The organism is Methylophilus sp. YYY-1, assembly GCF_029132825.1.
Lineage (GTDB): Bacteria > Pseudomonadota > Gammaproteobacteria > Burkholderiales > Methylophilaceae > Methylophilus > Methylophilus glucosoxydans.
Map to the genome: position 1 here is coordinate 360,632 of NZ_WOVG01000002.1, position 25,899 is coordinate 386,530.

Annotated in this window: 30 protein-coding genes and 1 tRNA gene; 20 read left to right on the top strand and 11 right to left on the bottom strand. The window is 50.0% G+C overall.

All coding sequences use genetic code 11. The features are described 5' to 3' along the window. The first annotated feature begins 63 nt into the window (after positions 1-63). The gene (locus tag GOC95_RS08355; protein ID WP_275356654.1) at positions 64-696 is read left to right on the top strand and encodes a TetR/AcrR family transcriptional regulator; all 633 of its coding nucleotides are present in this window, start codon (positions 64-66) and stop codon (positions 694-696) included. Positions 697-857: 161 nt separating this feature from the next. Here the strand turns inward: GOC95_RS08355 and GOC95_RS08360 are convergent, their stop codons facing one another. From GOC95_RS08360 to GOC95_RS08375, 4 genes are all read right to left on the bottom strand, one after another. Then, on the bottom strand, positions 858-1,085 hold the full coding sequence (locus GOC95_RS08360; protein ID WP_275356655.1) for a (2Fe-2S)-binding protein: 228 nt from the start codon (positions 1,083-1,085) through the stop codon (positions 858-860). 134 nt (positions 1,086-1,219) lie between these two features. Further along, complete coding sequence (bfr, locus tag GOC95_RS08365) at positions 1,220-1,696, bottom strand: bacterioferritin (protein ID WP_194749315.1); 477 nt, start codon at positions 1,694-1,696, stop codon at positions 1,220-1,222. Positions 1,697-1,708: 12 nt separating this feature from the next. After that, positions 1,709-2,197 (bottom strand): bacterioferritin, encoded by a 489-nt coding sequence (gene bfr, locus GOC95_RS08370; protein ID WP_194749316.1) that lies wholly within the window; start codon positions 2,195-2,197, stop codon positions 1,709-1,711. Between the two features lie 164 nt (positions 2,198-2,361). Beyond that, entirely contained in the window at positions 2,362-2,952 is a 591-nt protein-coding gene (locus GOC95_RS08375; protein ID WP_275356656.1) for an SCO family protein, read from the bottom strand. A gap of 112 nt (positions 2,953-3,064) precedes the next feature. Here GOC95_RS08375 and GOC95_RS08380 point away from each other — a divergent pair, with 112 nt between their 5' ends. Together GOC95_RS08380 and GOC95_RS08385 are read left to right on the top strand one after the other, a co-directional pair. Further along, the gene (locus tag GOC95_RS08380; protein ID WP_275356657.1) at positions 3,065-4,000 is read left to right on the top strand and encodes a branched-chain amino acid transaminase; all 936 of its coding nucleotides are present in this window, start codon (positions 3,065-3,067) and stop codon (positions 3,998-4,000) included. 31 nt (positions 4,001-4,031) lie between these two features. Beyond that, on the top strand, positions 4,032-4,220 hold the full coding sequence (locus GOC95_RS08385; RefSeq protein ID WP_194749319.1) for a zinc-finger domain-containing protein: 189 nt from the start codon (positions 4,032-4,034) through the stop codon (positions 4,218-4,220). 947 nt (positions 4,221-5,167) lie between these two features. On the opposite strand, the gene murI is transcribed toward GOC95_RS08385, so the two are convergent. Next, positions 5,168-5,950 carry a glutamate racemase gene (murI, locus tag GOC95_RS08390; protein WP_275356658.1) on the bottom strand — a complete coding sequence of 261 codons (783 nt, stop codon included), beginning with the start codon at positions 5,948-5,950 and terminating at the stop codon, positions 5,168-5,170. A 62-nt stretch (positions 5,951-6,012) separates the two neighbouring features. Between murI and GOC95_RS08395 the strand changes: the two genes are divergently transcribed. From GOC95_RS08395 to GOC95_RS08460, 14 genes are all read left to right on the top strand, one after another. After that, positions 6,013-6,564 (top strand): cob(I)yrinic acid a,c-diamide adenosyltransferase, encoded by a 552-nt coding sequence (locus GOC95_RS08395; protein ID WP_194749321.1) that lies wholly within the window; start codon positions 6,013-6,015, stop codon positions 6,562-6,564. 33 nt (positions 6,565-6,597) lie between these two features. Continuing rightward, on the top strand, positions 6,598-7,944 hold the full coding sequence (gene pcnB, locus GOC95_RS08400; protein ID WP_275356659.1) for a polynucleotide adenylyltransferase PcnB: 1,347 nt from the start codon (positions 6,598-6,600) through the stop codon (positions 7,942-7,944). Continuing rightward, a complete protein-coding gene (gene folK / locus GOC95_RS08405; RefSeq protein WP_275356660.1) occupies positions 7,944-8,438 on the top strand; it encodes a 2-amino-4-hydroxy-6-hydroxymethyldihydropteridine diphosphokinase in 495 nt (164 codons plus the stop codon). The genes pcnB and folK overlap by 1 nt, the downstream gene beginning before the upstream one ends. Positions 8,439-8,445: 7 nt before the next feature. Further along, positions 8,446-9,090: a deoxynucleoside kinase gene (locus GOC95_RS08410; RefSeq protein ID WP_194749415.1), complete on the top strand. Its 645-nt coding sequence runs from the start codon at positions 8,446-8,448 to the stop codon at positions 9,088-9,090. Positions 9,091-9,150: 60 nt separating this feature from the next. Beyond that, on the top strand, positions 9,151-9,960 hold the full coding sequence (gene panB, locus GOC95_RS08415) for a 3-methyl-2-oxobutanoate hydroxymethyltransferase (protein ID WP_275356661.1): 810 nt from the start codon (positions 9,151-9,153) through the stop codon (positions 9,958-9,960). A gap of 10 nt (positions 9,961-9,970) precedes the next feature. Continuing rightward, positions 9,971-10,672, top strand: a complete 702-nt coding sequence (gene tsaB, locus GOC95_RS08420; protein WP_275356662.1) for a tRNA (adenosine(37)-N6)-threonylcarbamoyltransferase complex dimerization subunit type 1 TsaB — start codon at positions 9,971-9,973, stop codon at positions 10,670-10,672. An 8-nt stretch (positions 10,673-10,680) separates the two neighbouring features. After that, complete coding sequence (gene rimI, locus GOC95_RS08425; protein ID WP_275356663.1) at positions 10,681-11,142, top strand: ribosomal protein S18-alanine N-acetyltransferase; 462 nt, start codon at positions 10,681-10,683, stop codon at positions 11,140-11,142. Positions 11,143-11,152: 10 nt separating this feature from the next. Further along, on the top strand, positions 11,153-11,914 hold the full coding sequence (locus tag GOC95_RS08430; protein WP_275356664.1) for a DNA polymerase III subunit psi: 762 nt from the start codon (positions 11,153-11,155) through the stop codon (positions 11,912-11,914). A 121-nt stretch (positions 11,915-12,035) separates the two neighbouring features. Beyond that, positions 12,036-12,632 carry a LemA family protein gene (locus GOC95_RS08435; RefSeq protein ID WP_194749326.1) on the top strand — a complete coding sequence of 199 codons (597 nt, stop codon included), beginning with the start codon at positions 12,036-12,038 and terminating at the stop codon, positions 12,630-12,632. A 54-nt stretch (positions 12,633-12,686) separates the two neighbouring features. Continuing rightward, complete coding sequence (locus tag GOC95_RS08440) at positions 12,687-13,508, top strand: YgcG family protein (RefSeq protein ID WP_275356665.1); 822 nt, start codon at positions 12,687-12,689, stop codon at positions 13,506-13,508. Positions 13,509-13,517: 9 nt separating this feature from the next. Further along, on the top strand, positions 13,518-14,027 hold the full coding sequence (locus GOC95_RS08445) for a TPM domain-containing protein (protein ID WP_275356666.1): 510 nt from the start codon (positions 13,518-13,520) through the stop codon (positions 14,025-14,027). Next, positions 13,993-14,673 (top strand): hypothetical protein, encoded by a 681-nt coding sequence (locus GOC95_RS08450; protein ID WP_275356667.1) that lies wholly within the window; start codon positions 13,993-13,995, stop codon positions 14,671-14,673. Before GOC95_RS08445 ends, GOC95_RS08450 begins: the two co-directional genes overlap by 35 nt. Before the next feature lie 67 nt (positions 14,674-14,740). Next, positions 14,741-16,450, top strand: a complete 1,710-nt coding sequence (locus GOC95_RS08455) for a proline--tRNA ligase (RefSeq protein ID WP_275356669.1) — start codon at positions 14,741-14,743, stop codon at positions 16,448-16,450. A 65-nt stretch (positions 16,451-16,515) separates the two neighbouring features. After that, positions 16,516-17,160: a lytic transglycosylase domain-containing protein gene (locus tag GOC95_RS08460; protein ID WP_275356670.1), complete on the top strand. Its 645-nt coding sequence runs from the start codon at positions 16,516-16,518 to the stop codon at positions 17,158-17,160. Positions 17,161-17,235: 75 nt separating this feature from the next. On the opposite strand, the gene GOC95_RS08465 is transcribed toward GOC95_RS08460, so the two are convergent. After that, positions 17,236-18,108 (bottom strand): hypothetical protein, encoded by an 873-nt coding sequence (locus GOC95_RS08465; protein ID WP_275356672.1) that lies wholly within the window; start codon positions 18,106-18,108, stop codon positions 17,236-17,238. 71 nt (positions 18,109-18,179) lie between these two features. Further along, positions 18,180-19,205, bottom strand: a complete 1,026-nt coding sequence (queA, locus tag GOC95_RS08470) for a tRNA preQ1(34) S-adenosylmethionine ribosyltransferase-isomerase QueA (RefSeq protein ID WP_275356673.1) — start codon at positions 19,203-19,205, stop codon at positions 18,180-18,182. Positions 19,206-19,259: 54 nt separating this feature from the next. Here queA and GOC95_RS08475 point away from each other — a divergent pair. After that, positions 19,260-19,344 (top strand) — tRNA-Leu (locus GOC95_RS08475). Positions 19,345-19,493: 149 nt separating this feature from the next. Further along, positions 19,494-20,111, top strand: a complete 618-nt coding sequence (locus GOC95_RS08480; RefSeq protein ID WP_275356674.1) for a thermonuclease family protein — start codon at positions 19,494-19,496, stop codon at positions 20,109-20,111. 128 nt (positions 20,112-20,239) lie between these two features. Here the strand turns inward: GOC95_RS08480 and GOC95_RS08485 are convergent, their stop codons facing one another. The 4 genes from GOC95_RS08485 to GOC95_RS08500 all read right to left on the bottom strand — a co-directional run bounded on the left by GOC95_RS08485 (position 20,240) and on the right by GOC95_RS08500 (position 24,857). Then, entirely contained in the window at positions 20,240-20,866 is a 627-nt protein-coding gene (locus tag GOC95_RS08485; protein WP_275356675.1) for a PEP-CTERM sorting domain-containing protein, read from the bottom strand. 30 nt (positions 20,867-20,896) lie between these two features. Beyond that, the gene (locus GOC95_RS08490) at positions 20,897-21,733 is read right to left on the bottom strand and encodes a PEP-CTERM sorting domain-containing protein (RefSeq protein ID WP_275356676.1); all 837 of its coding nucleotides are present in this window, start codon (positions 21,731-21,733) and stop codon (positions 20,897-20,899) included. Positions 21,734-22,421: 688 nt separating this feature from the next. Next, positions 22,422-23,555: a PEP-CTERM sorting domain-containing protein gene (locus GOC95_RS08495; RefSeq protein WP_275356677.1), complete on the bottom strand. Its 1,134-nt coding sequence runs from the start codon at positions 23,553-23,555 to the stop codon at positions 22,422-22,424. Positions 23,556-24,071: 516 nt separating this feature from the next. Further along, positions 24,072-24,857, bottom strand: a complete 786-nt coding sequence (locus tag GOC95_RS08500) for a DUF2189 domain-containing protein (protein WP_275356678.1) — start codon at positions 24,855-24,857, stop codon at positions 24,072-24,074. 576 nt (positions 24,858-25,433) lie between these two features. Between GOC95_RS08500 and GOC95_RS08505 the strand changes: the two genes are divergently transcribed. After that, a complete protein-coding gene (locus GOC95_RS08505; protein ID WP_194749334.1) occupies positions 25,434-25,895 on the top strand; it encodes a DUF2244 domain-containing protein in 462 nt (153 codons plus the stop codon). The last annotated feature ends 4 nt before the right edge of the window (positions 25,896-25,899 follow it).

Below are 25,899 nucleotides of genomic sequence, written 5' to 3' on the forward strand. Positions count from 1 at the left end.
TGATCATTCTAATATAGAATACTAAAAAAGCAACTTTTATTTTTAATGATGACAGGAGAAGTCATGTCCCTCTCGAACATACAGAACAGCCGTGCGGACCTCCGGCGCAACCAGGTGCTGACGGCCGCGACTGAGTGCTTTAGAAACCAGGGCTTTCATGGCACCAGCATGTCCCAGATATCCAAAGCCTCGGGCATGAGTGTTGGGCACATCTATCATTACTTTGAGAATAAAGAGGCCATTATTGAGGCGATCGTGGAAAAAGATTTGCTCAAAATACTGAATGTTACTAACCGCGTTGAGCAAAACCGGGGCGACGGTGATATCTTTGATGCCCTGATTGCTGACGTTGAAACGACTGCGATGGATACTTTCTATGATCCAGATGCGCCCTTATTGCTGGAGGTGATTGCCGAGGCCGCACGCAATCCAAAAATTGCCAATATCATCCGCCGCGCAGAAGCCACGGCCATGGAAAGTATCAAAAGTTATTTTCGTAAAGGAATGATGCAACGGCAAATGAACATCTCAGAAGAGGCGCTAGATACCGCTTGTAATTTGATAGCTTCTTTGTTTGAAGGCTTTACTATCCGGTTAATCAGGAATCCTGACCTTTCACTGAAACGTACTATCCCGATGTTAGGCAGGACGATTCGGTATGTTCTTGAGCACGAGTTAACGCCAGCTAACAAGTAGGATGGTTAAAAGTAACTGTGTTTTGAGAGATTAGACAAGCGCTGAGAGTTGTTTTTGGCTCACTTCCGCGCGCGGAGAAGATCGTGATTGGCAAGAGTGATGTTTGCCAAAAGCGGGCAATAAAAAAGGGGCTTATAGCCCCTTTTTGAAACTGTATGTAATCAGGCGGCGCCTAATTGTACAGGTGTTAACTGGATCAGTTTTTTAACCAGGCCCGGATGTTGTTCTGCATGTGCCTCTTTCAGGCAGGCTTTGGCACAGCTGGCACATTTGCCGCATTCTGCCCCTAGGCCCAGTTGATCTTTCAAATGCTTGACGGTTTTTGCGCCATTCTTCACTGCTTGATGAATCTGTCGCTCTGTCACTGCATTACACACGCAAACGTACATATTGCCTCTAATTAAGTTCACTAATGATAATTATTATCATTTAATGTGACTTTGTCAAGCGGCATATGGTTCCTTGCAGCCATAAAAAAAGCCGCTTTCGCGGCTTAATTCAATGATTCACTGGCATGTATCAGCTAATCAGACTCAATCTGTGATTGCAGGTAGTTCGGCAGGGTCACGTCTTCGATCAGGCTTTGCTGGGTTTCCAGCCAGTCAATGGCTTCTTCACACGCTTCAAGCAACTCGGTTAACAAGTCGCGTGTGACGTAATCTTGCAGTTTCTCGGCTTCTGCAATCGCCTCTACCAGTTGCGGGCGCTGCACTTCTTTTTCAAAGCTCAGGTCGCCCTGCAGACATTCCACCACCTCTTCGCCTATGAGTAACTTGCCAAGATTTTGCAGGTTAGGCAGGCCATCCAGAAAAAGAATGCGTTCAATCACCTCGTCCGCTTCTTTCATGACGCGGATAGATTGTTTGTACTGGTAGTCATTCAGTCGCTCGAGCCCCCATTTTTTGAACATGCGCGCATGCAAAAAATATTGGTTGATCGACGTCAGTTGGTTTTTAAGCACCTTGTTCAAGGTGGTAATGATTTGTTTATCGCCTTGCATGCGTGATACTCCTTATGCAGCAGAAGGGCTGCTGCCCATTTGGCTCTGGCAGTAGTTTTCGATACCCACCAGTTTGATCAGATTGAGCTGTTTTTCCAGCCAGTAGGCGTGGTCCATTTCGGTATCTTCGAGTTGCACCAGCAACATTTCGCGGGTGACGTAATCTTGCGCTTGTTCACAGGCTTCCATGGCCTTTTTCAGGTGTTTGACCACGGTGTATTCCAACGCCAGGTCAGACTCCAGCATGGATTTTACATCCTTGCCAATATTGAGTGATTCACGCTTGGCCAGATTGGGTTTGCCTTCGAGGAACAGAATGCGCTGTATCAAGGCACGTGCATGTTCGCGTTCGTGCAGCGATTCATGCAGGCTATGCTCTGCCAAGCTGCCCAGGCCCATATCGGCATACATTTCACCGTGAATCAGGTATTGATCAGTGGCGGACAACTCGCCTGCCAGCAAGTCGTTCAGTATCTCTATGATTTTTTTGTCGCCCTTCATGACGGCTCCTTGCACGTTTCAGATGCTAGCCATCATACAGCAAAAATAAATTGATGCAATTGAAATTTTTATGTAACTATTTGATTTTAAATGATATTTTAAATAGAAACATAAATGACAATCGTTCTTGATGCGTTTGGGGTGAATCATTCCAGCCAGCGAGGCTATAACAGCAACGAGAGGTCATGCGCAATATTCTCTGGCTTCTCGCCATAGCCCTCGTAAACACGCGGTGCGCCAGTCTTATCAAACACATACAAGCCTGCACTGTGGTCCATGGTGTATCCTGATTTTCCCGGCTCACTGACTTTGGCAGCATACACCTTATATTCGCTCAAATTGGCCGCCACTTCAGCCGGGGTGCCGCGCAAGCCAATAAAACGCGCATCAAAGCCGGGGACGAACTGCGCCAACACCGCTTGCGTGTCGCGCTCCGGGTCTACCGTCACAAACAGCACCTGTACATCGTTGGATTTTTCACCGAGTAATTGCATGGTTTTTTTCAGGTCGGTCATGGTAGTGGGGCAAACATCCGGGCAATGCGTGTAACCAAAAAACATCACCACGACCTTGCCTTTAAAGTCGCTCATATGACGCAATTTGCCCGTGTGATCGGTGAGAGACAGCGGCTGACCAAACTGGGTACCAGTCAGGTCGGTGCCAATAAAGCGGGCAGAGGGCCCTTGCTGGCAAGCCACCAGCAGCATGCTCAATAGCGAGAACACCAGATAAAGCCACTTAAATCGCACAGGCATGCAAAAAATCCTTGTAAATCATCATTGAAATGGATTCTAGCATAGGCGAAAAGCGCGCAGATTAGTTTACAATACTGGTTTTTGATGACTGACGGATTAAAGGCGAGTTTAAATGGCAATACCGAGTTCGATGGCAGACCGTGACGGCGTTATCTGGTACGACGGCAAAATGGTCAACTGGCGTGACGCCACCACCCATGTATTAACCCACACCCTGCACTATGGCATGGGCGTGTTTGAAGGGGTGCGTGCCTACAAAACGGATAAGGGTACGGCCATTTTCCGCCTGAAAGAGCATACTGACCGTTTGTTCCGCAGTGCGCATATCCTCGGCATGAAAATGCCGTTTGATAAAGCGACTATCTCCGAAGCGCAAAGAGCTGCCGTGCGTGAGAATAATCTCGACTCTGGCTATCTGCGCCCAATGGCGTTTTATGGTGCAGAGGCCATGGGCATTTCTGCCAAAACCTTATCTACTCACGTCATTGTTGCCGCCTGGAGCTGGGGTGCTTACATGGGCGAAGAGGCGATTACCAAAGGCATTCGCGTAAAAACGTCTTCTTTTGCGCGTCACCACGTCAACATCACCATGTGTAAAGCCAAAGCCAATGGCAACTATATGAACAGCATCTTGGCACACCAGGAAGCGGCGCAGGATGGTTACCAGGAAGCGCTGTTGCTGGATGTGGACGGTTTCGTGGCTGAAGGTTCCGGTGAAAACATTTTCATCATCCGTAACGGCAAGCTGTACACGCCAGACCTGACCTCTGCGCTGGAAGGCATCACCCGTGACACCATCATTCACCTGGCCAAAGAAGAGCTGGGCCTTGAAGTGATTGAAAAACGCATTACGCGTGACGAAGTCTACAGCGCTGACGAAGCCTTCTTCACTGGCACTGCTGCTGAAGTGACGCCTATTCGTGAACTGGATAACCGCGCCATTGGCGAAGGCACCCGTGGCCCGATCACCGAGAAACTGCAAAGTATGTATTTTGATGTGGTTAAAGGGAAAAACGCCAAGTACGCTCACTGGCTGACCCTGGTTTAATGAATTGTTGCCTGTTTGCTGGAGAGTTTGAATGTCTGATGTCAAAGAGTTTGAAGTAGACGGCAAAGACTTGCCATTGCATTGCCCAACCAAAGAAGTGGCCTTGTGGGCATCACATCCAAGAGTGTTTCTGGATGTGGCGAAAACGGGGCAGGTGTCTTGCCCGTACTGCGGGACGAAATACCGGTTGAAACCCGGCACACAGGTGCATCACCATTAAGTCAAAAAAACCCACGCAGCGCGTGGGTTTTTTGTTGCAGGTTTGGGTTGTGCGATTGGGAATGATTTTAGAAGATCATTCTTTTGTTTCTCTGTAACACGGTGTCTGAATTTCCTTAATTCCACTTTGGAGTAGGGTTCCCAAATTATGCGCTATGCTGGCGCAATGGTTGGCGTATGTAGAAGCCGTTGTTCAAGTTGCAGGGTGGGCATGTATGCCCACGCGGATTGGTGTTTGTTTTATGTCATGCTCTGTTTCGCCCTTCGGCGAGTCACTTTTCTTTGCTTGCCCAAAGAACTAAGTAACCAAAAGAAATGCACCCTAGCTTCCGCTAGATCCCTGCGTTGCTCACCAAAACAAGCGGTCACGAAACTCGACCTGGCAGCTCACAAAATACGTAAGCTGCTGCGGGACTCGAACAGTCGCTCCCTTCTCCCTTGTTTTGGCTGCGCTACTCGGCGCGTCAGATAGGGGCCCAAAAACCCATGAGCGCCGCCCTTTGTGATCTTGAAATGCCACTGTTCAAAATTCAACAGTGCTACTTAGATGAGAAAAATCCCATCCCATCACGCCGAGGAGCGCAGGCGAAGTGGGAGTTGTCGGCCATCGGCTGTTCGCGTTCCGCGGCAGCTTGCGTAGTGTGCAAGCTGTTAGGGCGAGTTTCGATGGACGCCCACTTTGTTGATAACTAAGACTGTGAAGCAGTCTGTTACGGCGTAGGCTAACTCGCGTAGCGATGTTAAGCGCAGCGGCCGTAGCCAACAACGCAAGGGAGCCGCAAGGCCGTGATGGCTGGGTGTCGTCCTCTTTGGGTACTTTCTGGGGGCCAGCACCAGAAAGTGACTCGACGAGAGGCGAAAGAGTAGTCTGTGAATGCGACGAGTTGAAGAGTCTTTTAAGTGATAAATAAAAAATTACTTTTTTAGGATGTTCCTATTCGTAATCAGCTAAACCGAGTTGCTCCACAAGGCTTGCATTACTTGCTGAGTTTCTTCCGTCCCACTGGTCAAAAACACAAAATCCCCAGCCTCAGTGGCAACATTAAGCATCTGCTTTTGCTCTAGCACCTGATGTAGGCGCTTGGCAACCGCAGCCCCGGTATCAATCAAGGTGACTTCGGGCCCCACAATCTCTTGAATATGCTTTTTAACAAACGGGTAGTGTGTGCAGCCCAGCACTATGGTATCTGCGCCTGCTGCCATCAACGGTTGGCAGTATTGTTGCAATAGAGCCAGTGTCTGTGGGGTATCCAGCTGCCCCTGTTCAATGCACTCTACCAGTCCCACGCAGGCTTGTGTCACGACTTGTACACCCTGACCGTAATGCTCGAGCAGGGCGGCGAATTGTGCGCTTTTAAGCGTGCCAGTGGTTGCGAGCACGCCGATGATGCCGTTTTTGCTGGCCGCTGCCGCGGGTTTGACGGCGGGTTCCATGCCTATAATGGGTAGAGTGTAACGCTCGCGCATGGCGCTGATGGCCGCGGCAGTGGCGGTGTTACAGGCGACGACCAGTGCTTTTGCACCTTGGTCGATGAGGGTGTCGGCGATGGTAAAGCAGCGCTGCTGAATTTCTGTCGCCGTTTTGTTGCCATAAGGCGCATGTGCGCTGTCAGCAAAGTAGTAGAAATGCTCGTGTGGCAGCTGGCGGGTTAAGTGTTTGAGGACGGTGAGGCCGCCGACCCCGGAATCCATGACCCCGATTGGGGCGTTGACTGCAATCGCTGAGCACATCGAAATGGCACGGTATGATTTATAATGGCTGGATTATATCGGATTTTATACGGGTGACAGGGATGGCCAACCGGCTGAGCAAGATTTACACGCGTACCGGCGATAGCGGTACGACCGGGCTGGGCGACGGCACGCGCGTCGCAAAGTCTGATCTGCGCGTGGAAGCCATGGGTGACGTGGATGAGCTGAATGCGGTGTTAGGCATGTTGCTGGTTGAAACCTTGCCTGAGGATGTGCGTGACAGTCTGCTGGCGATACAGCATGACTTGTTCGATTTGGGCGGTGAATTGTGTATGCCAGGGCATACGTTTATGCAGGCTGGCCGTGTCGCGTTTTTGGAAATGACGCTGGATACCTGGAACGAAGCATTGACGCCGTTAAAAGAGTTTATATTACCTGGCGGCAGTCGGGCAGCCGCGGTGTGTCATTTGGCACGCACGGTGTGTCGGCGTGCCGAGCGGGTGTTGCATGCCTTGCATGCGCAAGCACCGGTGACGCCCGTGGCCTTGCAATACCTGAACCGTTTGTCCGATTTGCTGTTTGTCCTCTGTCGTACCTTAAACCGGCATGCGGGTGTGCCGGATGTCTTGTGGAATAACCAACATAAACTGTAGCGCGGCGCAGGCTGACGCTCGAATTGCAAAATAATGATTAAACAATTACTGCAGAAAGTATTCCGTCGGCGTGCCAGCGCGAATACACACACTCAATTGCCAGCGGCACAAATCATCCAGGCGGGCAAGCACAAAATCAACCAGAAACATATCAGCCAGGCGGCCCTCAAAACCTGCGACCAGCTGCAAAAGGCCGGGTTTCAGGCTTATATCGTCGGCGGCGCAGTGCGCGATTTGCTGCTTGATCATCCGCCCAAAGACTTTGATGTGGCAACCAATGCCACCCCTGAGCAGGTGCATAAGGTTTTCCGCCGTTCGCGTATTATTGGCCGCCGTTTCCGGCTGGTGCATGTGTTATGGGGGCATGAGACTATAGAAGTGTCTACCTTTCGCGGGCATCACCTGAGTGAGGGCGATGCTGAAACCAATGACAGTGGCCGTATCATTCGCGATAACGTGTTTGGCAGCATAGAAGAGGATGCGGTGCGCCGCGACTTCACCGCCAATGCTTTATATTACGACCCCAAGCGGCAGGAAGTGCTCGATTTTCATAATGGGGTGGCCGATATTCGTGCCAAAACCTTGCGTATCATCGGCGACCCGATCAAGCGTTATCAGGAAGACCCGGTGCGTATGTTGCGCGCCGTGCGCTTGTCAGCCAAACTGGGCTTGAAGTTGGAGCGAGATACCGAGACCCCGATTCGCAAGCTGGCCGATTTACTTGAAGACGTGCCGCCTAGCCGCTTGTTTGATGAAATGCTTAAGCTGTTCTTGTCCGGGCATGCCATTGAAAGCATCAATGCTTTACGTGCGCAACAGTTACATCACGGCTTGTTGCCGTTGCTGGATGTGATACTTGAGCAGCCCATGGGCGAGAAGTTTGTCATGCTGGCGCTTAAGAATACCGACGAGCGCATTTCGTCCGGCAAGTCATCCAACCCCAGCTTTTTGTTTGCAACCTTGTTGTGGCATGAAGTCTTGCTTGCCTGGCAAGAAAACCAGAAGCGTGGCGAACATATGATTCCTGCGCTGCATGAGGCGATGAACGAAGTCATCGACAAGCAAGCCGAGAAGATGGCGATTCATAATCGCTATACGACCACCATGAAAGAAATCTGGGCGATGCAGCCGCGCTTTGAACAGCGCTCGGGCAAGCGGCCATATGCCTTGCTCACGCATCCGCGGTATCGCGCCGGCTATGATTTTCTACTGTTGCGCTGTGCCTCTGGCGAGCTGCCGCAAGAAATCGGTGACTGGTGGACGCGTTTTGCCGATGCCGGCACAGAAGAGCGTACCGCCATGCTGCTACCGGAAAGCGGACCGAAAAAACGTAGACGCAAGCCACGCAAGAAAAAACCGGCGGGTGGAGACCTGGCCTGATGGCGATAGCCTTGATTGCCCTGGGCGGCAATTTGCAGCAGCCAGAGCGGCAGGTTAGCAAAGCCATTGAAGTGTTGGCGCAGACGCCAGGCTTGACGCTGCTGCAAGCTTCTAGCCTCTATGCCACCGCCCCTGTGGGGTATGATAACCAGCCAGACTTTATCAATGCCGTGGTGCAAATGGCGACCGAGATCGAGGCGCCACACCTCATGCAATTGCTGTTGGAGATAGAACAGCAGTTTGGCCGCGAGCGCCCCTTTCCCAATGCGCCACGGATTCTGGACTTGGATCTGCTCGATTATGACGGCATGCAGTTGGATACACCGCTGCTCACCCTGCCGCATCCACGCATGCACATGCGCGGCTTTGTGGTGGTGCCGCTGGCTGAAATTGTGCCGGACTTTGTGCTGCCATCCGGGCAGAGTGTTGTAGAATGGTTGACAACAAACAAGCACGACGACGTGCGCAAACTGGATCCGAATTCAATCCGCTAGACGAGCAATCTCCATGTTTACCCGCTTTCCTTATGTTGTCATTGAAGGTCCTATTGGCAGTGGCAAAACCACGCTGGCCCGCATGCTGGCAGACAAGTTTTCGGTAGAGTTACTCTCCGAAAAAGCCGAAGCCAATCCTTTTTTGACCCGCTTTTATCAGGATGCGCAACGCTACGCCTTGCCTACGCAGCTGTTTTTCCTGTTTCAGCGTTCACGGCAGATTGAGGATATGGCGCAGCGTGACATGTTTGGCCAGCCTACGGTGTCTGACTTCTTTCTCGAAAAAGACCCGCTGTTTGCGCGCCTGAATCTCGATGATGAAGAGTATTCGCTTTACCATCAAATTTACCAGCACTTGCAGCTGAAGGCACCCAAGCCTGACCTGGTGGTCTATCTGCAAACCCCGGTCGATGCCTTGATGGATCGTATTGAAGAGCGCAATATCAGCTATGAGCAAGACATGCCGCGCGAGTATATTGCGCGTCTGGCTGAGGCTTACAGTGAATTCTTTCATGCTTATGATGCTTCACCTTTGCTGATCGTCAACAACGAAAAGCTCAATATCATTAAAGACCCGGAAGCCTTTGATTTGCTGATCGAACGCATAGGCCAGATCAAGAGCAGCCGCGAGTACTTTAATCCTAATTTCTGATGCGGGTCTGCTGCGACGCATGTGCTTTTTGCGGGCAGCCTTTTAAAACGACATAACGACATGCTGAATACTCTGATCACCAGGGCCAGATCGGGCGAGAAGATTGCCATGCTGACCTGCTATGACGCCACCTTTGCCAAGTTGCTGGCATTGGCGGGAGTGGATGTATTGCTGGTCGGGGATTCACTCGGCATGGTGATACAAGGCGGCAGCAACACGCTCGCCGTCACCATGCAAGACATGATTTACCATACCCGTATGGTCGCCAGAGGCGCGCCGCATACGGTCATCATGAGTGACATGCCTGCTTGCAGCTATGAGCATGATAGAGAAACTGCGCTCACTAACGCACAAACCCTACTCGCGGCAGGCGCGCATATTGTCAAAATCGAAGGCGGTGGAGACATGGTCGAAACCGCGCGCTATCTGATTGAAAACGGTGTGCCGGTCTGTGCGCACCTTGGCTTTACCCCGCAATCGGTTGAAAAGCTGGGCGGCTATAAAATCCAGGGCAAGACCGAAGAAAGCGCCCGCGCCATGCTGGCCGATGCGCAAGCGATGGCCGCTGTCGGCGTCAGTATGGTGCTGTTTGAAATGGTGCCCGCCGCTCTGGCGACGCAGATTACGCAAACGATTCAGGTGCCTACCATAGGCATAGGCGCCGGGACAGGCTGTAGCGGCCAGGTGCTAGTATTGCAAGATTTGTTGGGCATTTATACTGGCCCCGCCGACAAAGCGCCGCAAGACTACAAAGCGCCCAGGTTTGTGCAAAACTTTTTGCAACAGGGCGGCAGTGTGCAGGGCGCGGTGGAGCGTTATGTGCACGCCGTAAAGACCGGGTGTTTTCCTGAGGAAAAGCATCGTTATTAATCTGCGTACCATGAAATTACTTGCCATCGAATCCTCCACCGAAACCCTGTCACTGGCCCTGCAAACCGAGGCCGGTATGTTGACGTTTGATGAAGTGACCGGTCCGGCGGCTTCTCAGCGCATCTTGCCAGAAATACAACACTTGCTGATCCAGGCCGGGGTCAAGTTGTCCCAGTTGCATGGGATTGTCTATGGCACGGGCCCGGGCGCGTTTACGGGGGTGCGTGTGGCAGTCGGGGTGACGCAAGGCTTGGCCTTTGGCGCTAACCTGCCAGTGATTGGTGTCAGTTCGGTGTTGGCCGTGGCAGAGACGGCATGGCAGCAAACGCAGTCCGAGAAGGTGCTGGTGTGCCTGGATGCGCGTATGGGCGAGGTCTATCATGCTGCTTTTATCCGCGAAATGGATCAGTGGCTGGCGGTGAGTCCGCCGGTGGTGTGTAAGCCACATGAGGTGCCTGCAATAGCGGGCGAAGGTTGGTTGGGGGCGGGCTCGGGGTGGCGGGTGTTTGCCGAGGACTTGTCCGCGCAATATGCAGGGCAGGTGAGTGAATTTGCCCCTGAATGTTTGCCTAAAGCCAGTGCCATGCTCGCGTTGGCGCAGCCATTGTTTGTGGCTGGGCAAGGGCAGGCGGCCCATGAGGCGGCCCCTTTGTATGTGCGCAACCGGGTGGCGTTGACTGCCGCCGAGCGTGCGCAAGGCCAGACCTTGTAAGGGCCAGTATGAGCGCGTTACCACACTCTCAACCCAGCTTCAGGCCGATGACAGACCAGGATCTGTCTGCCGTGATGCGTATCGAACCCACCATTTACAGTCATCCGTGGACCCTGGGGAATTTTAGGGACTCCCTCAATGCAGGCCATAGCGCCTGGGTCATGGAGTTGGCGGGCGAGTTGGTCGGCTATGCGCTGGTGATGATGGTGCTGGATGAAGCCCACTTGCTCAACATCAGTGTTGCAAAACCGTTTCAGGGGCAGGGTTTGGGGCGTGCGTTGCTGGCGCAGATGATTGCCATCTCTCGTCGCTATCAGGCGGCCAATATGTTTCTTGAGGTGCGGGTCAGCAATACGTCCGCGATTGCCTTGTATGAGGCGGTGGGGTTTTGTGAAATGGGCATACGCCGCAATTATTATCCGACCAAGAGCGGCCGCGAGGATGCGGTGCTGATGGGCTTGGCCTTATGAGCAGGAGGGCATGATGAGCTTGACCCGTGACGATATGCTGCGTGAACTGGAGTTGTTGCCGGCATGGCATGTGCGCATGCCGCCAGTGCTGGAGATGGCTGCTGCCATGCCGCAAACAGCGCCTGTGTCTGTGGGCGAGCAAGTGACCCTTGTCGCAGAAAAAGCGGTCCCTCCAGATGTGACAGAGACCCCTCCCGAGTTATCTGTCACTGAGTCACCAACCATGGCACAAGTGCTTGCTACAGCGGAGTCAGCACATGTTTCCCCCTCTAACTGGGATACAAAAGTTGCTGAAGAGGCCCCCGTGCACAGCGTGTCGCTTGACGCGCCAGTGCTGGCGCTTGAGGTGGATCACCCTGTAGAGGATATCCCCGCTGAGACGCCAGCCGAGAGCGTTGCAACGCTGATTCAGTCTCCCTGGCTGATCTATTCGACACGCCCCGTTGACGCCCCCAGCCAGCAATTGCTGCAAAACATCATGCAAGCCATGCAGTTACCTGCTGATGAGGTGACCGTGACTCATGAACCGTTGCAACGCGCACAGGTCAGCAGCCGCTTTTGTGTACTGTTTGGCCTGGCGGCCGCCAATCAGTTTTTAAATGCCCAACATACCGAGATCGCAACCGTGCGTGGTCAGTTGCATGCGGTAGGCGACTTGTGGTGTGTGGTGACGCATGACTTGGCTGCGATGTTGCAAACACCTGCGCTCAAGCGTGAGGTATGGCAGGACTTGTGCCTGTTACTTGCAAAGAAAAGCGAACTGATGGCTTGAATAAACACTTCTTTGGCCGCATCTATTGCAGTGTTGTGGAGTGTTTGAATGTGGCTAACCAATCGTGGCAAGCCCGTCACCACCAAATATTTTTAAGTGATTGAAGACTGGAGTCTCAAATATGCGCCGTTTATTCACTCTGTTGTTGCTGACTGCGACACTTAGCCTGTCTGGTTGTGGTTATAACCAGTTCCAAAGCCTGGATGAAGAAACCAAAGCCAATTGGTCTGAAGTGCTCAACCAGTACCAGCGCCGGGCCGATCTGGTGCCTAATCTGGTTTCGACAGTCAAAGGCTATGCCAGCCACGAAGAAAAAGTACTGACTGAGGTGACCGAGGCGCGCGCCAAAGTTGGCAGCATGCAAGTGACGCCAGAGCTGCTGAATGATCCTGAGGCGTTTGCCAAGTTTCAGGCGGCCCAAGGTCAATTGACCAGTGCCTTGTCACGCTTGATGGTGGTGTCAGAAAATTACCCTAACCTGAAGGCAGATGCCAGTTTCAGGGACTTGCAGGCGCAGTTGGAAGGCACAGAGAACCGTGTTACCGTGGCGCGTAACCGTTACATCGAATCCGTGAAGCAGTACAACGTCGCTGTACGCAGCTTTCCGAACAACCTGACCGCCATGATGTTTGGTTATCAGCCCAAGCCAACGTTTACGGTAGAAAACGAAAAAGCCATTTCTAGCGCGCCTAAAGTCGATTTTGGTGACAGCAAGTAACGGCGGGTGGCTTTGCGCTTAAGAGCATTATTTCTTACCTGGTGCCTGTTCTGCATGGCGCTGGTTAGCCATGCAGAAGATCTGGTTGCTATCCCTGCTTTACAGGCTGCGGTCACTGATTTGACGCAGACCTTGCGTCCTGAAGAGCAAGCGGCCCTGAACCAGAAGCTGAGCCAGTTTGCACAGCAAGCTGGCTCGCAGGTCGCGGTACTGATCTTGCCCAGCACGCAGCCAGAAGACATCGCGCAATTTGGCATTCGCCTGGCCGAAGCCTGGAAAATTGGCCGCGATAAGCAGGATGATGGCGTGATTGTGATCGTCGCCAAAAACGACAAAAAAATGCGCATTGAAGTCGGTTATGGCCTGGAAGGGGCGATTCCTGACGCGATTGCCAAGCGCATTATTGCCGAGCAAATGGCACCGGCCTTCAAGCAGGGACAGTTTTACAACGGCCTGAATCTGGCCACAGATACCTTGATCAAGCTGATACAAGGCGAGCAACTGCCCGCAGCGGATAAATCATCCTCGCATCACTCAAATGCGGACGGCTGGATGACCATGCTGCCGATATTGATGTTTGCCGCCATTATCGCCGGGGCGATTTTCAAGAGCATGTTAGGGGATTTTCCGGGCAGCCTGGTGACAGGCGGTGCGTTGGGTGTGCTGGCAGGATTCCTGGGGGCCACCTTGCTGGTCATGGGCTTGGTCGGCCTGGCGGCATTTGTCTTTACACTGGCCATGGGCGGGCGCGGTGGCAGTGGTATGCCGTATTCTGCGGGCGGCTTTGGCGGCTACTCAGGCGGCAGCCGTGGGCCGGATATTTTCAGTGGCGGTGGCGGTGATTTTGGCGGCGGTGGTGCTTCCGGCGATTGGTAAACTAAACACATGAAACCCATTCATCCTCTCAAACGCTGGTTTAAGCATGCCTGGAGTCATCCTCGCCAGGTCAAGGCGCTGTTTTCTGCACAGGCGCTGACCAATATTGAAAGTGCTATCTCACAAAATGAACACCGTCATGCCGGTGAAATACGCGTGGTGATTGAGTCTGGCTTGCCCGCCTATGCTATCCTGCGAGGGCTCACCCCACGGCAACGCGCCATTCACTTGTTTGGTCATTTGAATATCTGGGATACCGAGCATAACAATGGCGTACTGATTTACCTGTGTCTGGCCGATCAGGATGTTGAAATTGTCGCCGACCGCGGTATTCATCGGCAGGTGGGGCAAGCAGGCTGGCAGCAGATTTGCCAGCAGATGGAAGGGATGTTCAGAAGTGGGCAGTTTGAAGCAGGTGTGGTTTACGGTATTCAGGCCATTGGCCAACATTTGGCAGCGCATTTTCCGCCCGAAGCTGTGCCGCGTGACGAGTTGTCTAACCGCGTCCTTATTCTCTAGTGCACACCTGTTCTCCGGTTTTGTATTGGCCTGTTTATCGGGCGCGATGCCAGCACAGGCCGATCTCAAAGACATCTATCGAATTTATCACAGCCCCCCCACCCTGCAAGCTTTTGAGATATGCCAGGGCGGTGGCTGTGTCCAGTCAGACGTGCTGAGCCTGAGCCCTGCCGAATGGGACAATGTCGAGCAACTATTTACGCCGCTGCCAGCGAATGCAGAGGCCGAACGCCAGGCCATTGCAAAAGCCATCGGCCTGCTGGAGGACATGGTAGGTACCAAAATTGGTACTGCAGCAGACCGCGCCGGGACGTTTAACAACAGTGAGTACCTGCATCAACAAGACTGCAACGACGAAGCGATCAACAGTACGACCTATCTGCGGCTGATGCAGCAAGCTGGCCTGATCCGTTACCATGACATTCTGGATACCCGCACCCGCAAGTTTTTTCTAACCGGCTGGCCACATACTGCCGCCGTCATCCGTGAGCAGGCCAATCAAGCTGAATATGCGGTTGATAGCTGGTTCTACGATAACGGCTATCCGGCCACCATCATCCCGATGGCGACCTGGAAAGACGGATACATTCCTACCGATAGTCCGATCTTGCAACGGCCACAGCAAAAAGAGGCGACTGTCGAGTAGGCGCGGATGACGCCGCCAGCGAATAAGGCTAAAATCGCGCTTTCGGATTTTAATTAAAGTTATTCTTATGCGCGCCTCACAATTTTTCATTGCTACCCAAAAAGAAGCTCCTTCAGACGCTGAACTGATCAGCCACAAACTCATGGTGCGTGCCGGTTTGATCAAGAAGCTGGGCAGCGGTTTGTATAGCTGGATGCCGCTGGGCTTGCGCGTATTGCGTAAGGTGGAAAACATTGTGCGCGACGAGATGAACAAGGCGGGGGCGCTGGAGCTGTTGATGCCAGCCGTGCAGCCTAAAGAGTTGTGGGAAGAAACTGGCCGCTGGGCGGTGTTTGGCCCACAAATGCTTAAAATTCAGGACAGGCACGAGCGTGACTTCTGCTTTGGCCCCACGCATGAAGAAGTGATTACTGACATCGCGCGTAAGGAAATCAGTAGTTACAAACAGTTGCCGCTTAACTTTTACCAGATTCAGACCAAGTTTCGTGATGAGATTCGCCCGCGTTTTGGCGTGATGCGTGCCCGCGAATTTTTGATGAAAGATGCCTACTCTTTCCATACCAGCGTCGATTGCCTGGTGAATACCTACAACACCATGCACACCGCTTACAGCAATGTGTTTACGCGCCTGGGTCTCAAATTCCGCGCGGTGAAAGCTGACTCTGGCGCCATTGGTGGCGACGGTTCGCAAGAGTTTCACGTACTGGCAGACAGTGGCGAAGATGCACTGGCCTATTGCGAGCAATCTGATTACGCGGCTAACGTAGAACTGGCCGAAGCCGTGGCGACTGGCAGTCGTGCCGCAGCCACAGAAGCCATGCGTGAAGTGGATACACCCAAGCAGACCACGTGTGAAGATGTGGCCAAGTTGCTGGAAGTGCCTGTGAGCAAAACCGTGAAGTCGGTGGCCTTGCTGGTGGATGGTGTGTTTACGCTGGCTTTGTTGCGCGGTGATCATCAACTCAATGAAGTGAAGTTCGGCAAGGTAGAGGGCGTGAAAGAGTTCCGTCTGGCAACAGAAGAGGAAATCCGCGCCAACCTGAACTGCCCGCCTGGTTTTATTGGCCCGGTTGGCGTGAATGCCAATGTACGCGTGGTGGCTGATAGAACCGTGGCCCTGATGAGTGACTTTGTCTGTGGCGCCAATAGACCTAAGTTTCACCTGGCAGGGGTCAACTTTGGCCGCGACTTGCCTGAGCCAGCCATCGTGGCCGATATCCGCAACGTGGTAGAAGGCGATGCGAGCCCGGATGGCAAAGGCAGCCTGAGTTTGTGCCGTGGCATTGAAGTCGGCCATATTTTCCAATTGCGCACCAAGTATTCAGAAGCCATGCAGGCGACTTACCTGGACGAAAACGGCCAATCACAAGTGATGGAAATGGGCTGTTATGGCATTGGCGTGTCACGGATTGTGGGGGCAGCAATTGAGCAGGGCAATGATGACAAGGGCATTATTTTCCCATTGAGCATGGCACCGTTTGCGGTGGTGATCTGCCCGATCGGCCTCGATAAGAGTGAGGCCGTCAAACAGGCCGCGTTTGAGCTCTATGCGCAACTACAACAGGCGGGTGTAGATGTCTTGCTCGATGACCGTGGCGAGCGTCCGGGGGTCATGTTTGCAGAAAGTGACCTTATGGGTATTCCGCACCGCGTGGTAATTGGTGACCGTGGCCTGGCTGAAGGCAAGGTGGAATACAAAGGCCGCACCGATGCTGAAGCACAAAACCTGCAAGTGGCTGATTGTTTGGCCTTTTTGCAGCGAAAGCTTGCTGAGTAATTAGCGGGATTTATTCCCTCTTTTTGCCCGTCCACCGCACGCCGCTTGTGATTACAATAGGCAACATGAAAAAAGTGTTTTTTTATGTGGTTGCCTTGTTGGTCACCGGCCTTTGTCTGTGGGCGGCGCCTTCTATGGCGGGCAATCAAAAAGAAGAGCCGCTGGCCAATAGCGTTAAAGCTGTGATGCAAAAATCCGTCAGTGACCTGGCCGCGCCGCGTCTGATTTTTGATTCCGAGCAGGCAGCACAAGTCTGGTTGCAAGAAATGTCAGCCCGCTTGGCCAAGCGCATGCCAGACGCGCACTATCGTGAAGATTTTCTCAAGTCCGTGCATTATGAAGCCACACGCGCCGGGCTGGATCCGCAGTTGGTGCTTGGCCTGATTCATATTGAAAGCGGGTTTAAAAAGTATGCAGTCTCTAGCGTGGGCGCAAGAGGCTATATGCAGGTGATGCCTTTCTGGGTGCAGTCTATTGGTACGCCTGAGCATAACCTGTTTGATATGCGCCTGAATCTGCGTTATGGCTGCACGATATTACGCCATTATCTGGATATTGAGCGCGGCGATTATTACCGGGCCTTGGGTAGATATAACGGCAGTCTGGGCAAGCCGGAGTATCCGAATCTAGTGGTGGGGGCTTGGCGCAATCATTGGCATTACACGCCATCGCCGCAAGTGATCAAAGTGAATATGACCAGCAGCCAGTAAAAAGTGCTTTGCAGATAACGTTTGCCTGCCAGCAATCAAAAAACCGCGCTTGAATCAGCGCGGTTTTTTTATGGGTTACTTGACCACCTTGAATCCGTAATAGGTGCCAAACTCGCCTTCCGATTCGTGATAAACGAATAGCATGCCGTTGGTGTATCCCAGCCCATTAAAGTGATTTTGTGAGCGCAGTTTCATGGTAGCGGGTAAGGCGCTTTTGCCCACATATTGCCCGTTCAAGTCAAAAATCAATACGGCTTTATGGTCTACGTCTAGCAAGGCCAGCTCATTACCCGCCACGCCGGTGAAGGCGACAAAATGGTCGCTGACATCATCGTGGGCTACTTTGGCTTTGGCAAAGTCCAGCTTGATCTCCTGCAGTTTTTCGCGCTGCTTGGTGTCCACAACAAACACCAGATTGCCGTGCTCTTGCTTGGCGAAATAGTGTTTGCTCACTGGGTCATAACTTGGCATGGTAGCCGCATCGCCAAAGGCGGGGTTGAATTGCGAAATTTCGCCCGAAGTGCCCAGCAGTTCGCCAGTCTCGGCCACGTCCAGGCTGAAAATCCCTGTGTTAGGCAAAAAGCCTACCGCGCTAGAAATGTTGTAAGTGATGATCTCCAGTTTGCCACTATTGGGGTTGAAATAGAGCGAGCGGTTATCAAACCCCGGTTTGGCTGACTGCACATACTTGCCGTCGCCGGTAAACGTATGCACTTCAGACTTGGAGATGGGCGCTTCAAACTCGCTGCCCATGGGCGCCAGGCCGCCATCGGCAATGTAGTAATGCTGGTTGGCGGGCAAGTAGGCCACGCCCATAGGGCGTGTGGTTGGTTTCTTGGCCAGCGGGATTTTGATGCCGATTTCTGCCTCAGGCAAAATTTCGGCCTGGGTGGTGAGCGTCAGGCATAGCAGTGCCAGGCCGCTCAAAGTTTTTGGGATGAATTGCATATCTCCGTATCCTAGTTTTTATCAGTGTTTAATAGACGTTATTTTAGTCTGCAAGTTTAATACTGGGCGGATTACTTGCGCGTGATCAGCATGGCATCGCCATAACTAAAAAAGCGGTAAGACTGGGCAATGGCATGCGCATAGGCCTCACGCATCAAATCGTAACCGCCAAAGGCCGAGACTAGCATCATCAAAGTGCTCTTCGGCAGGTGAAAGTTGGTGATCAAACGGTCTACCAGTTTAAACTCAAATCCTGGCGTAATAAAAATATCCGTGTCGCCATGGTGCGCAAACAACTTGCCGGCATGTGCTGCGCTTTCCAGTGTGCGCAATGAAGTGGTGCCCACGGCCGTGACCCGTTTGCCTTCAGCACGTGCTGCGAGGATGGTAGAGATGGTCTCTTCCGGCAAATGGTAAACCTCGCTATGCATATGGTGCTCGGCGATATTGTCTACCTTCACTGGCTGAAACGTCCCCGCGCCCACATGTAGCGTCACATAACGCACATGGACGCCTTTATCCATTAGCGATTGCAACAGCACCTCGTCAAAATGCAACCCCGCCGTTGGCGCGGCCACTGCACCCGCATGCTTGGCAAACACCGTCTGGTAGCGACTATCGTCGGTCGCATCTGCCGCGTGCTCAATATACGGCGGCAAAGGCAATTGGCCATACTGTTCCAAAAAGTCATACCACGACTGTTCGCCTAGTAAGCGAATATGGAACATATCCTGCACCCTGCCGAGCACCTCAGCCTGCATCTCGCCAGCCAGGTGCAGCATACTCCCTGCCTTTGGGGAGCGGGATGATTTGATTTGTGCATAAGCTTCTTGCGGCGACAGCACGCGGTCTATCATCACCTCAATCTGTCCGCCAGTGGCTTTCTGGCCAAACAATCTGGCCTTGATGACTTTGGTATCGTTCAGGACCAGCACATCACCTGCGGCAAACTGCTCGCCAATCTGCCGGAACAAATTATCCTTGATGGAACCGTCTTGCGCATTGACCTCCAGCAAGCGGCTTTCTGAACGATTGGGTAACGGATATTGGGCAATCAGGTGGGGCGGAAGATAAAAATCGAAATCTAGAGTTCTCATAAATGAAAATTATGGTTATAATAGCGGTCTTTGATGTCCTACATTATATCCCATGCCGGGATGGCGGAACTGGTAGACGCACTGGACTCAAAATCCAGCGCCGCAAGGCGTGCCGGTTCGATTCCGGCTCCCGGCACCAAGTAGTTGTTCAAAGAAATCTAAAGCAGTCCAATTTAGCCCGTAAATCAATGACTTACGGGCTTTTTTGTGTCCAAATCAGTCCAATGTAGTCGTTTGACATCCAATATTAAAAAGGGGTAACTTAGGGGGTAACAAATTTTACCCCTGTTGGAGCTACCCCAAAATGGCACTCTCAGATACAGCATTACGCAATGCAAAACCAGGCGAGAAGCCTTAACTGATGGGGACACTTTAACCATACTCACTGAGAGCAAACAGAAGGTTATTGTCAGGTTAAATGCAATAGACGCGCCGGAGAATAGTCAGGCATTCAGTAATGCCTCTAAAAAATCACTCTCCTCAATTTGTTTCAAAAAGGCGGCGATCGTTGATACCTTTGGATTTGATAAGTATGGCCGTATGATAGGTGATGTAACTTGCAACGAAGTCAATGCCAATAAACACCAGGTAGAAAATGGTATGGCATGGGTTTATCGAAAATATAGCAATGACGCAAAGCTTATTGAATCAGAAGCACAAGCCAAAAATATGGGGCTGGGACTTTGGGATGATCCTAATCCAGTTCCGCCTTGGGACTTTAGGCACCAAGTCACTCCTCCAACTGTTCCGGTAGTTAAATCTACAACTAGTGGATTTTCTTGTAGTGGAAAGCGCTTTTGCAAGCAAATGGTTAGTTGTGATGAGGCAAGGTATTACCTTGAAGTTTGCGGTGTTTATAGGCTAGATCGAGATAATGATGGCGTGCCTTGTGAATCAATTTGCTAATACATCCCCATAAAGTTCCTGACTCGAAATCAGGCATATTGATTATGATGCGAAAGGAGAGACTCGAACTCTCATTACTACAAATGATAAAGGCCGGTTATCCCGGCCTCTGTTTTATCAACCTCTATTTACGCTTGTTTCTTGCGACGTACAAGAACAGCTAAGAAACCTAAACCTGCCAATAACATAGCAATGCTTTCTGGTTCAGGTACTGTTGTAAGCATACCAGAAAGCAGAATTGCTGAGCTATAGGTGGCATCAATGTAAGGCTGTGGATCAGTTGTTGTACCGTTACGAGAGAAAGCAATAAGCTGTGTAGCGTCAAATTCATTAAAAGTAAGAACTCCTAGATTCTTACCAAAGAAAAAAACTGCATAATTTCCTGCCTCTAATTGAAAAGGGCTAAAGGTAAGAGAAATATTTGTTGTAAAGATGTCTATGTCACTTTTAGTCTGTTGATCAGGTGTAAATGTTTCAGAGTGAACCCAACCATTTAACGCATCAAAAAATGCAATAGTTAAATCGCCAGTACCACTGTAACCACGTTGGGCATAAAAGTCTAAGCTGGAAATGGAGTAAGTTGCAGTTGTTGAAAAGGCTTCACCAATAAATTGATCAGACGCAAATTCGCAATTTGAGCATTGACTCCAAGTGTAGGGTAAACCTGCTCCGTATGCCCCTGACTGATAAATAACAGCAGATTGAGCTGTAAGGCTCAAAAACAGTCCTATAGTAAAAAACAATATTCTTTTCATATAAATCTTCTCTGTTTAATTAAGTTTCAATCACGCTTGCTTCTTACGATGTATAACAATGCCCAGCAAGCCCAAGCCAGCCATTAACATGGCGTAGTTTCTTGGTTCCGGGATAGTACTTATTCGACCTGAAGTCACAGCCCAAGCATAACTCGCATGTAAAGGAAATGCTTTGTATCCACCAACAGACTGGACACCTTCGTTCATAGTAAAGTACCAAGCATCAGATGGCGCGCGGTCATCTTGTGTGCCTAGCCAATAAACATAGGATTGTTCATTATTAAATTTGTTGAGGGGATCAACTAACCCATGGTTAGGTTGATAATTTCCATAAATGTCTTCCCGCCCTAGGCTACCTAATTCTTTATAGTATAGTTCCGCATACTCATTACCGATTGATACGCCATTTGTATAAACGTTGTAGCCAGCAGTGCAATTATTCCAACAGAATAAGTAACCTTGGCCAACAGTAACGGTTGGCAGCCTCCAAGCAGAGCTACCAGCATAATTAACTGTATTCAGGTAATTTACAAATGCCATTGCGCCATACCAGCTTGTTCGGCCAAAATTTGTAGTACTGAAATCTGAAGCTGTGACGCTATAAGATCCTGTACCGCCATCCCAATAGTTTGGCATGTTAGAGATTACAGGACTTGCTGCAATGATATTATTAACTACATTATTAAAGCCTTGACTGGTCATCAAGCTCCCCAACAAGTTGGCGTCTTTTGTCCACGTAACATTACTAATCGAGCTATATACTACTTCCACCCCCTGAGAGTCATATGAAGTGAGCGTTGCTTGTGCGTTGAAACTGATTAATGCAATTGATGCTGCGAGAACTGCTTTTTTTATTGTTGAAGCCATACAGCTACCTCTCCTAAATTATTTTTGATTTTTGTAAAACGGCGTAATAACGCTTCACACGATTATGCCTAATTTAAGTGAAAGCTAGAAGTGAATTGCGATAGTCCGAAAGGGCTATTTGATGATGTAGAAAATATAGATTCCTGTAGTGACTTTTACTAAGTTGGGGTAACTTTGGGGGTAACAAATATTTTTAAATGCTATATTTTGGCTTAAATATTAGTGTTAAACGCAACATTCGGTTCAGGCTCCCGCACCAAGAAGTACTCTCAAGTAGTACCAAAAAGACTAAAAATAGTATGAATTTCAAAGGCTTAGATGAAAATCTAGGCCTTTTTTCATATCAGGACGTCGCTTGACATATACATTATTCGTTTATAACTTTGTTTATAAAAAAGTTATAAACGTGAAAGTGTTATACATATGGCACTCACGGATACGCAGCTACGTAATGCTAAGCCAGCCGAGAAAGATTGCACAATCATCGATGGTCAAGGTTTATCTATACTTGTAATGAGTAAAGGAGCTACTGCACCTTTCTTTTTTGCCATTATTACTGCTAAAGGTGTCTAGTAAATTAGTGACGATTCACAGTTTAATTATACCTTGGTGCGAAAGTAGAGACTCGAACTCTCGCAACTACAAATAACAAAGGCCGGTTATCCCGGCCTCTGTTTATAAAGCTTGATTAGGCTTGTTTATTTCTGCGTGAAGCAATGCCGAATAATCCTAGGCCAGCCAATAACATTGCCATACTTCCTGGTTCAGGCACCGTTGCAAGTGGACTCAGCAAAAAAGCACGCTCTTTCCCATTGATCAATCCATATCCAACGATCTGTCCTAAGTCATTGATTCCCTTAGCTGTGTATAGCGACACTTGACCATAGAGTGGGTCAAGCGGATCAATTAATGTATCCAACATTACTGGATTGAGATCGGCAAACCAAATGACAGCTCGTGCATTATTTTCGGGAGAGAATAAACCTGATTGGCTATATCCGACGATCTGGCCATGGCTGTTAATATCCATTGCAAAACTGGCCTCGGTACCGTCATTTAAACTTCCCAGATCAATAGCTACTCCATTACGCCACAAGGTAGCATGCGCTCCCCCATTAAAACCATTATGGCTCTGACCTACAATGTCGCCTGCGTCATTAATTTTTTCAGCGTAGCTTGAGCTGAATCCGTCAGCTGCGCCTATATCAATACCGTTTCCATTAGACCACAGTGCTGCCCGAGTGTATATTTGCCAATCTGCAGTTGTCAATTCATACGATCCAACGACTTGTCCTAAATTGTTGATGCCTCTTGCAACACTGAAATAATACGAATTAATGATAGGTAGTTGTTCCATCGTACCATTAATCCAGATTGTAGGACCGCTATTATAAGTTGCTCCAGCGATGACCCCATGGCTGTTAATGTCAAGAGCAGTTGCCGTATTGCTATCTAGTATAGAGGCTTGTCCATTTGTCCATACTACTGCATTTTGACCACTACTTGTCTCGTTGTATCCGACAACAACGCCTGAGTCATTAATAGCTGTTGCCGAAGACATTAATGCGTGTCCTCCAAGTAGTGAAATTTGCCCTTTATCCCAGATTGTAGCTGAGGTTTGTTGGCCAGCGGCCCAACTATATCCGACGATTTGACCATGATTATTGATATCAACAGCAGCGCTGCTTCCCGTAGTGGTCAGTGCGCCAAGGTCCGTTAGTTTATAGGACGGTTGAGCAGCTTGAATCGTACCGATATATGTGCTGAAAATTAAGCCTGATATCAATAAAGCTTTGGCTATTTGATAGTTACTTCTCTTCATTACTACTCCCTGTATTATTAATGTGGTTGTTCTAAATTAAGAATTATTTTTGACTTAAAAGTTAACAGATTAATTTGATATTAGTTATGACTTCAAGGCTAGTCCTTTGACTCTTGATATATTCGGATGTATTAAGTAAAGACCGATTGTTCCACTTTATTAATCAAGCCATCAGTATGGTGATAAGTAGATTTGCATCTTACATGTCCGAGTAAAGCTACCTAATTAAGCTATAAAATAAATCAAAGCCACTAGGATTGTATGAGAGTGGAGTGACTTGAGTGTTTAAACTCATTAATGCTACTAACGCTTTGAATTGCTTTTTTATTGTTAGAGCGATGCAGCTACCGCTGTTTAATTATTTTTTATTGTTATTAAACGGCGTAATAATGCTCTTAAGATTATGCCTAATTTAGAAGAAATCTAGAAGTGAATTGCGATAGCCTTAATGGGCTATTAATGGTCTGGGAAAGTTGACATGGTCCCTGTTTGCCCTATCAAGAGTTAGAACGTAGATTAGTGCTTTACCTCAATCAAATCCCGATAGACATGCCAACTTGCGTGCCCAACCACGGGCATGGTCAGCATTAAACCTAAAAAGTTGGTCGCCAGGCCAAATCCGATGAGCACGACAATACAAAAAGCCCAGAACAGCATGGGGATAGGGTTGCGGGCGCAGGTGCGCAGGCTGGTAATGGCGGCGGTCCAGGCGCTGGTGTTTCTATCTAGCATGAGGGGCATGGCAATTACGCTGATGCTGAAAATGGCAGCGGCAAACAAGGCGCCAGTGCCAAAGTAAACTAACAGGAAAACCGGTTGTTTGAATGTGAATACATTGATGACGACATCGGTAAAGGTGGGCAGCGCACCGTGAAAGTAATGCGAGAAAATGGTCATGGATAGCCGCACCCAGCTTAAAAACAAACATACCAGCAACACGGTAAACAGAGTGATGTTGATGAGGTTTGGTAGCCAGGCCATGAGCGTGGGGGCGAGGGCGGGCGGCTCGCCTACTTCCATGCGTCTGCTGAGGTCGTATAGCCCCATGGCCAAAAATGGGCCTAGCAGGAAAAAGCCGGTAGTGAGCCCGGCTAACAACCAATAGTTTTCAGCGAAGATGGTGTGTAATAGGATGCCTGTTGCTGCAAAGAAAATGCCGTAAAACAGGCTGGCGCGGCCACCGAGGTGGATGTCTGTGACGCCGGAGTGTAACCAGTCTGGAATGATGTGGACGGCGACTTTGCGAATCAAAAACTCGTCGTCAGCATGCACTTTTTTGGCTGAAATATGCTGTATGCCCATATGTTTGGCCCCCGTCAAAAATGATGGCTATCATTCATTGCTGCTGGCAGTGGGGCCGGTCTTAAAACTAAAAATACACTTTCGTGGACGGCGGTCCCGCTACTGGCATTTCTAATCAATCAACACAAAAAAACTGCTTTGAATGCGCCAAGTTTTTAGGCTTTGCGCACGTCACCCGGAGCGCATTTCTGTTCCGAGAGTTGTTTAGCTTAATCATGAATGGTGGCTTAAGCAACAACAAAAATGTGACAACACCCACCGGAATATTTTCTTGATTGTGCTTTTAAGTGACATTTTGCGCTGCGGGTGAGCACAACTATCTTGATGGCCGAACCAAGGTTTTGAATTGCTTTGCCGCGCTTTTAAGGGGCTGTGAGGGGGATTGCAATTGTGAGATTGGTCGATGGTCAGTGTTTTTTTGTTAAGCGTGGCTATTCATAAATTTACATTGATGACATTGGCACCGGGCATTTTTTGTCTTGTCACTGCGATTATCTTGTGCTAATTTACAACATGTAACAAATTTGTAACTAAACGTAATTTGGTTGATACAAGCTGAATTCTGGGTTGGCAAACATGTTATCTATTTGCGAAACACAATGCGTTACCAGGCCAAATGCCTCGGCTTCATCGGAAAGTGTGTTGAAGTTGTTGCTGAGTTTGGGCGTGTTTTCGGGGCTGATTGCCATGGCTTTTTTGCATATCGGTGCCTGGATGGTGTTGCCATTTGCTGGCTTGGAATTGGTGTTGGTGGTTCTGGCGTTTGTGGTGGTGCTGCGTCATAGCGGTGACTACGAAAAAATCACTTTCGTTGAGGATCATATTGAAATCGAACAAAGTGTGTTGGGGAAAATAAAACACGTTCGGTTTCAGCGCTACTGGACCCGTATAACGCTCAGGGAAGGTGAGAACGGCAAGACGTCACTGTGGATAGGGTCCCATAATCAAGAAGTCGAGTTTGGTCGAGATACCATGGATGATGCGCAACGCGAAGCCCTGGCCTCTCATCTCAAACGAATACTTCTAAAAACTAGATAACTGG

Bases quoted from the DNA above. Each gene is read 5' to 3' on its own strand.
- pcnB (WP_275356659.1), top strand. From the start codon at position 6,598: ATGATTAAACAATTACTGCAGAAAGTATTCCGTCGGCGTGCCAGCGCG.
- GOC95_RS08460 (WP_275356670.1), top strand. From the start codon at position 16,516: ATGAAAAAAGTGTTTTTTTATGTGGTTGCCTTGTTGGTCACCGGCCTT.
- bfr (WP_194749315.1), bottom strand. From the start codon at position 1,696: ATGCAAGGCGATAAACAAATCATTACCACCTTGAACAAGGTGCTTAAA.
- GOC95_RS08490 (WP_275356676.1), bottom strand. From the start codon at position 21,733: ATGGCTTCAACAATAAAAAAAGCAGTTCTCGCAGCATCAATTGCATTA.
- GOC95_RS08440 (WP_275356665.1), top strand. From the start codon at position 12,687: ATGGCGCTGGTTAGCCATGCAGAAGATCTGGTTGCTATCCCTGCTTTA.
- GOC95_RS08455 (WP_275356669.1), top strand. From the start codon at position 14,741: ATGCGCGCCTCACAATTTTTCATTGCTACCCAAAAAGAAGCTCCTTCA.
- GOC95_RS08385 (WP_194749319.1), top strand. From the start codon at position 4,032: ATGTCTGATGTCAAAGAGTTTGAAGTAGACGGCAAAGACTTGCCATTG.
- murI (WP_275356658.1), bottom strand. From the start codon at position 5,950: ATGTGCTCAGCGATTGCAGTCAACGCCCCAATCGGGGTCATGGATTCC.
- bfr (WP_194749316.1), bottom strand. From the start codon at position 2,197: ATGAAGGGCGACAAAAAAATCATAGAGATACTGAACGACTTGCTGGCA.
- GOC95_RS08485 (WP_275356675.1), bottom strand. From the start codon at position 20,866: ATGAAAAGAATATTGTTTTTTACTATAGGACTGTTTTTGAGCCTTACA.
- GOC95_RS08505 (WP_194749334.1), top strand. From the start codon at position 25,434: ATGTTATCTATTTGCGAAACACAATGCGTTACCAGGCCAAATGCCTCG.
- GOC95_RS08435 (WP_194749326.1), top strand. From the start codon at position 12,036: ATGCGCCGTTTATTCACTCTGTTGTTGCTGACTGCGACACTTAGCCTG.
- GOC95_RS08355 (WP_275356654.1), top strand. From the start codon at position 64: ATGTCCCTCTCGAACATACAGAACAGCCGTGCGGACCTCCGGCGCAAC.
- folK (WP_275356660.1), top strand. From the start codon at position 7,944: ATGGCGATAGCCTTGATTGCCCTGGGCGGCAATTTGCAGCAGCCAGAG.
- queA (WP_275356673.1), bottom strand. From the start codon at position 19,205: ATGAGAACTCTAGATTTCGATTTTTATCTTCCGCCCCACCTGATTGCC.
- GOC95_RS08430 (WP_275356664.1), top strand. From the start codon at position 11,153: ATGATGAGCTTGACCCGTGACGATATGCTGCGTGAACTGGAGTTGTTG.
- GOC95_RS08395 (WP_194749321.1), top strand. From the start codon at position 6,013: ATGGCCAACCGGCTGAGCAAGATTTACACGCGTACCGGCGATAGCGGT.
- GOC95_RS08500 (WP_275356678.1), bottom strand. From the start codon at position 24,857: ATGGGCATACAGCATATTTCAGCCAAAAAAGTGCATGCTGACGACGAG.
- GOC95_RS08495 (WP_275356677.1), bottom strand. From the start codon at position 23,555: ATGAAGAGAAGTAACTATCAAATAGCCAAAGCTTTATTGATATCAGGC.
- GOC95_RS08445 (WP_275356666.1), top strand. From the start codon at position 13,518: ATGAAACCCATTCATCCTCTCAAACGCTGGTTTAAGCATGCCTGGAGT.
- panB (WP_275356661.1), top strand. From the start codon at position 9,151: ATGCTGAATACTCTGATCACCAGGGCCAGATCGGGCGAGAAGATTGCC.
- GOC95_RS08380 (WP_275356657.1), top strand. From the start codon at position 3,065: ATGGCAATACCGAGTTCGATGGCAGACCGTGACGGCGTTATCTGGTAC.
- GOC95_RS08465 (WP_275356672.1), bottom strand. From the start codon at position 18,108: ATGCAATTCATCCCAAAAACTTTGAGCGGCCTGGCACTGCTATGCCTG.
- rimI (WP_275356663.1), top strand. From the start codon at position 10,681: ATGAGCGCGTTACCACACTCTCAACCCAGCTTCAGGCCGATGACAGAC.
- GOC95_RS08375 (WP_275356656.1), bottom strand. From the start codon at position 2,952: ATGCCTGTGCGATTTAAGTGGCTTTATCTGGTGTTCTCGCTATTGAGC.
- GOC95_RS08360 (WP_275356655.1), bottom strand. From the start codon at position 1,085: ATGTACGTTTGCGTGTGTAATGCAGTGACAGAGCGACAGATTCATCAA.
- tsaB (WP_275356662.1), top strand. From the start codon at position 9,971: ATGAAATTACTTGCCATCGAATCCTCCACCGAAACCCTGTCACTGGCC.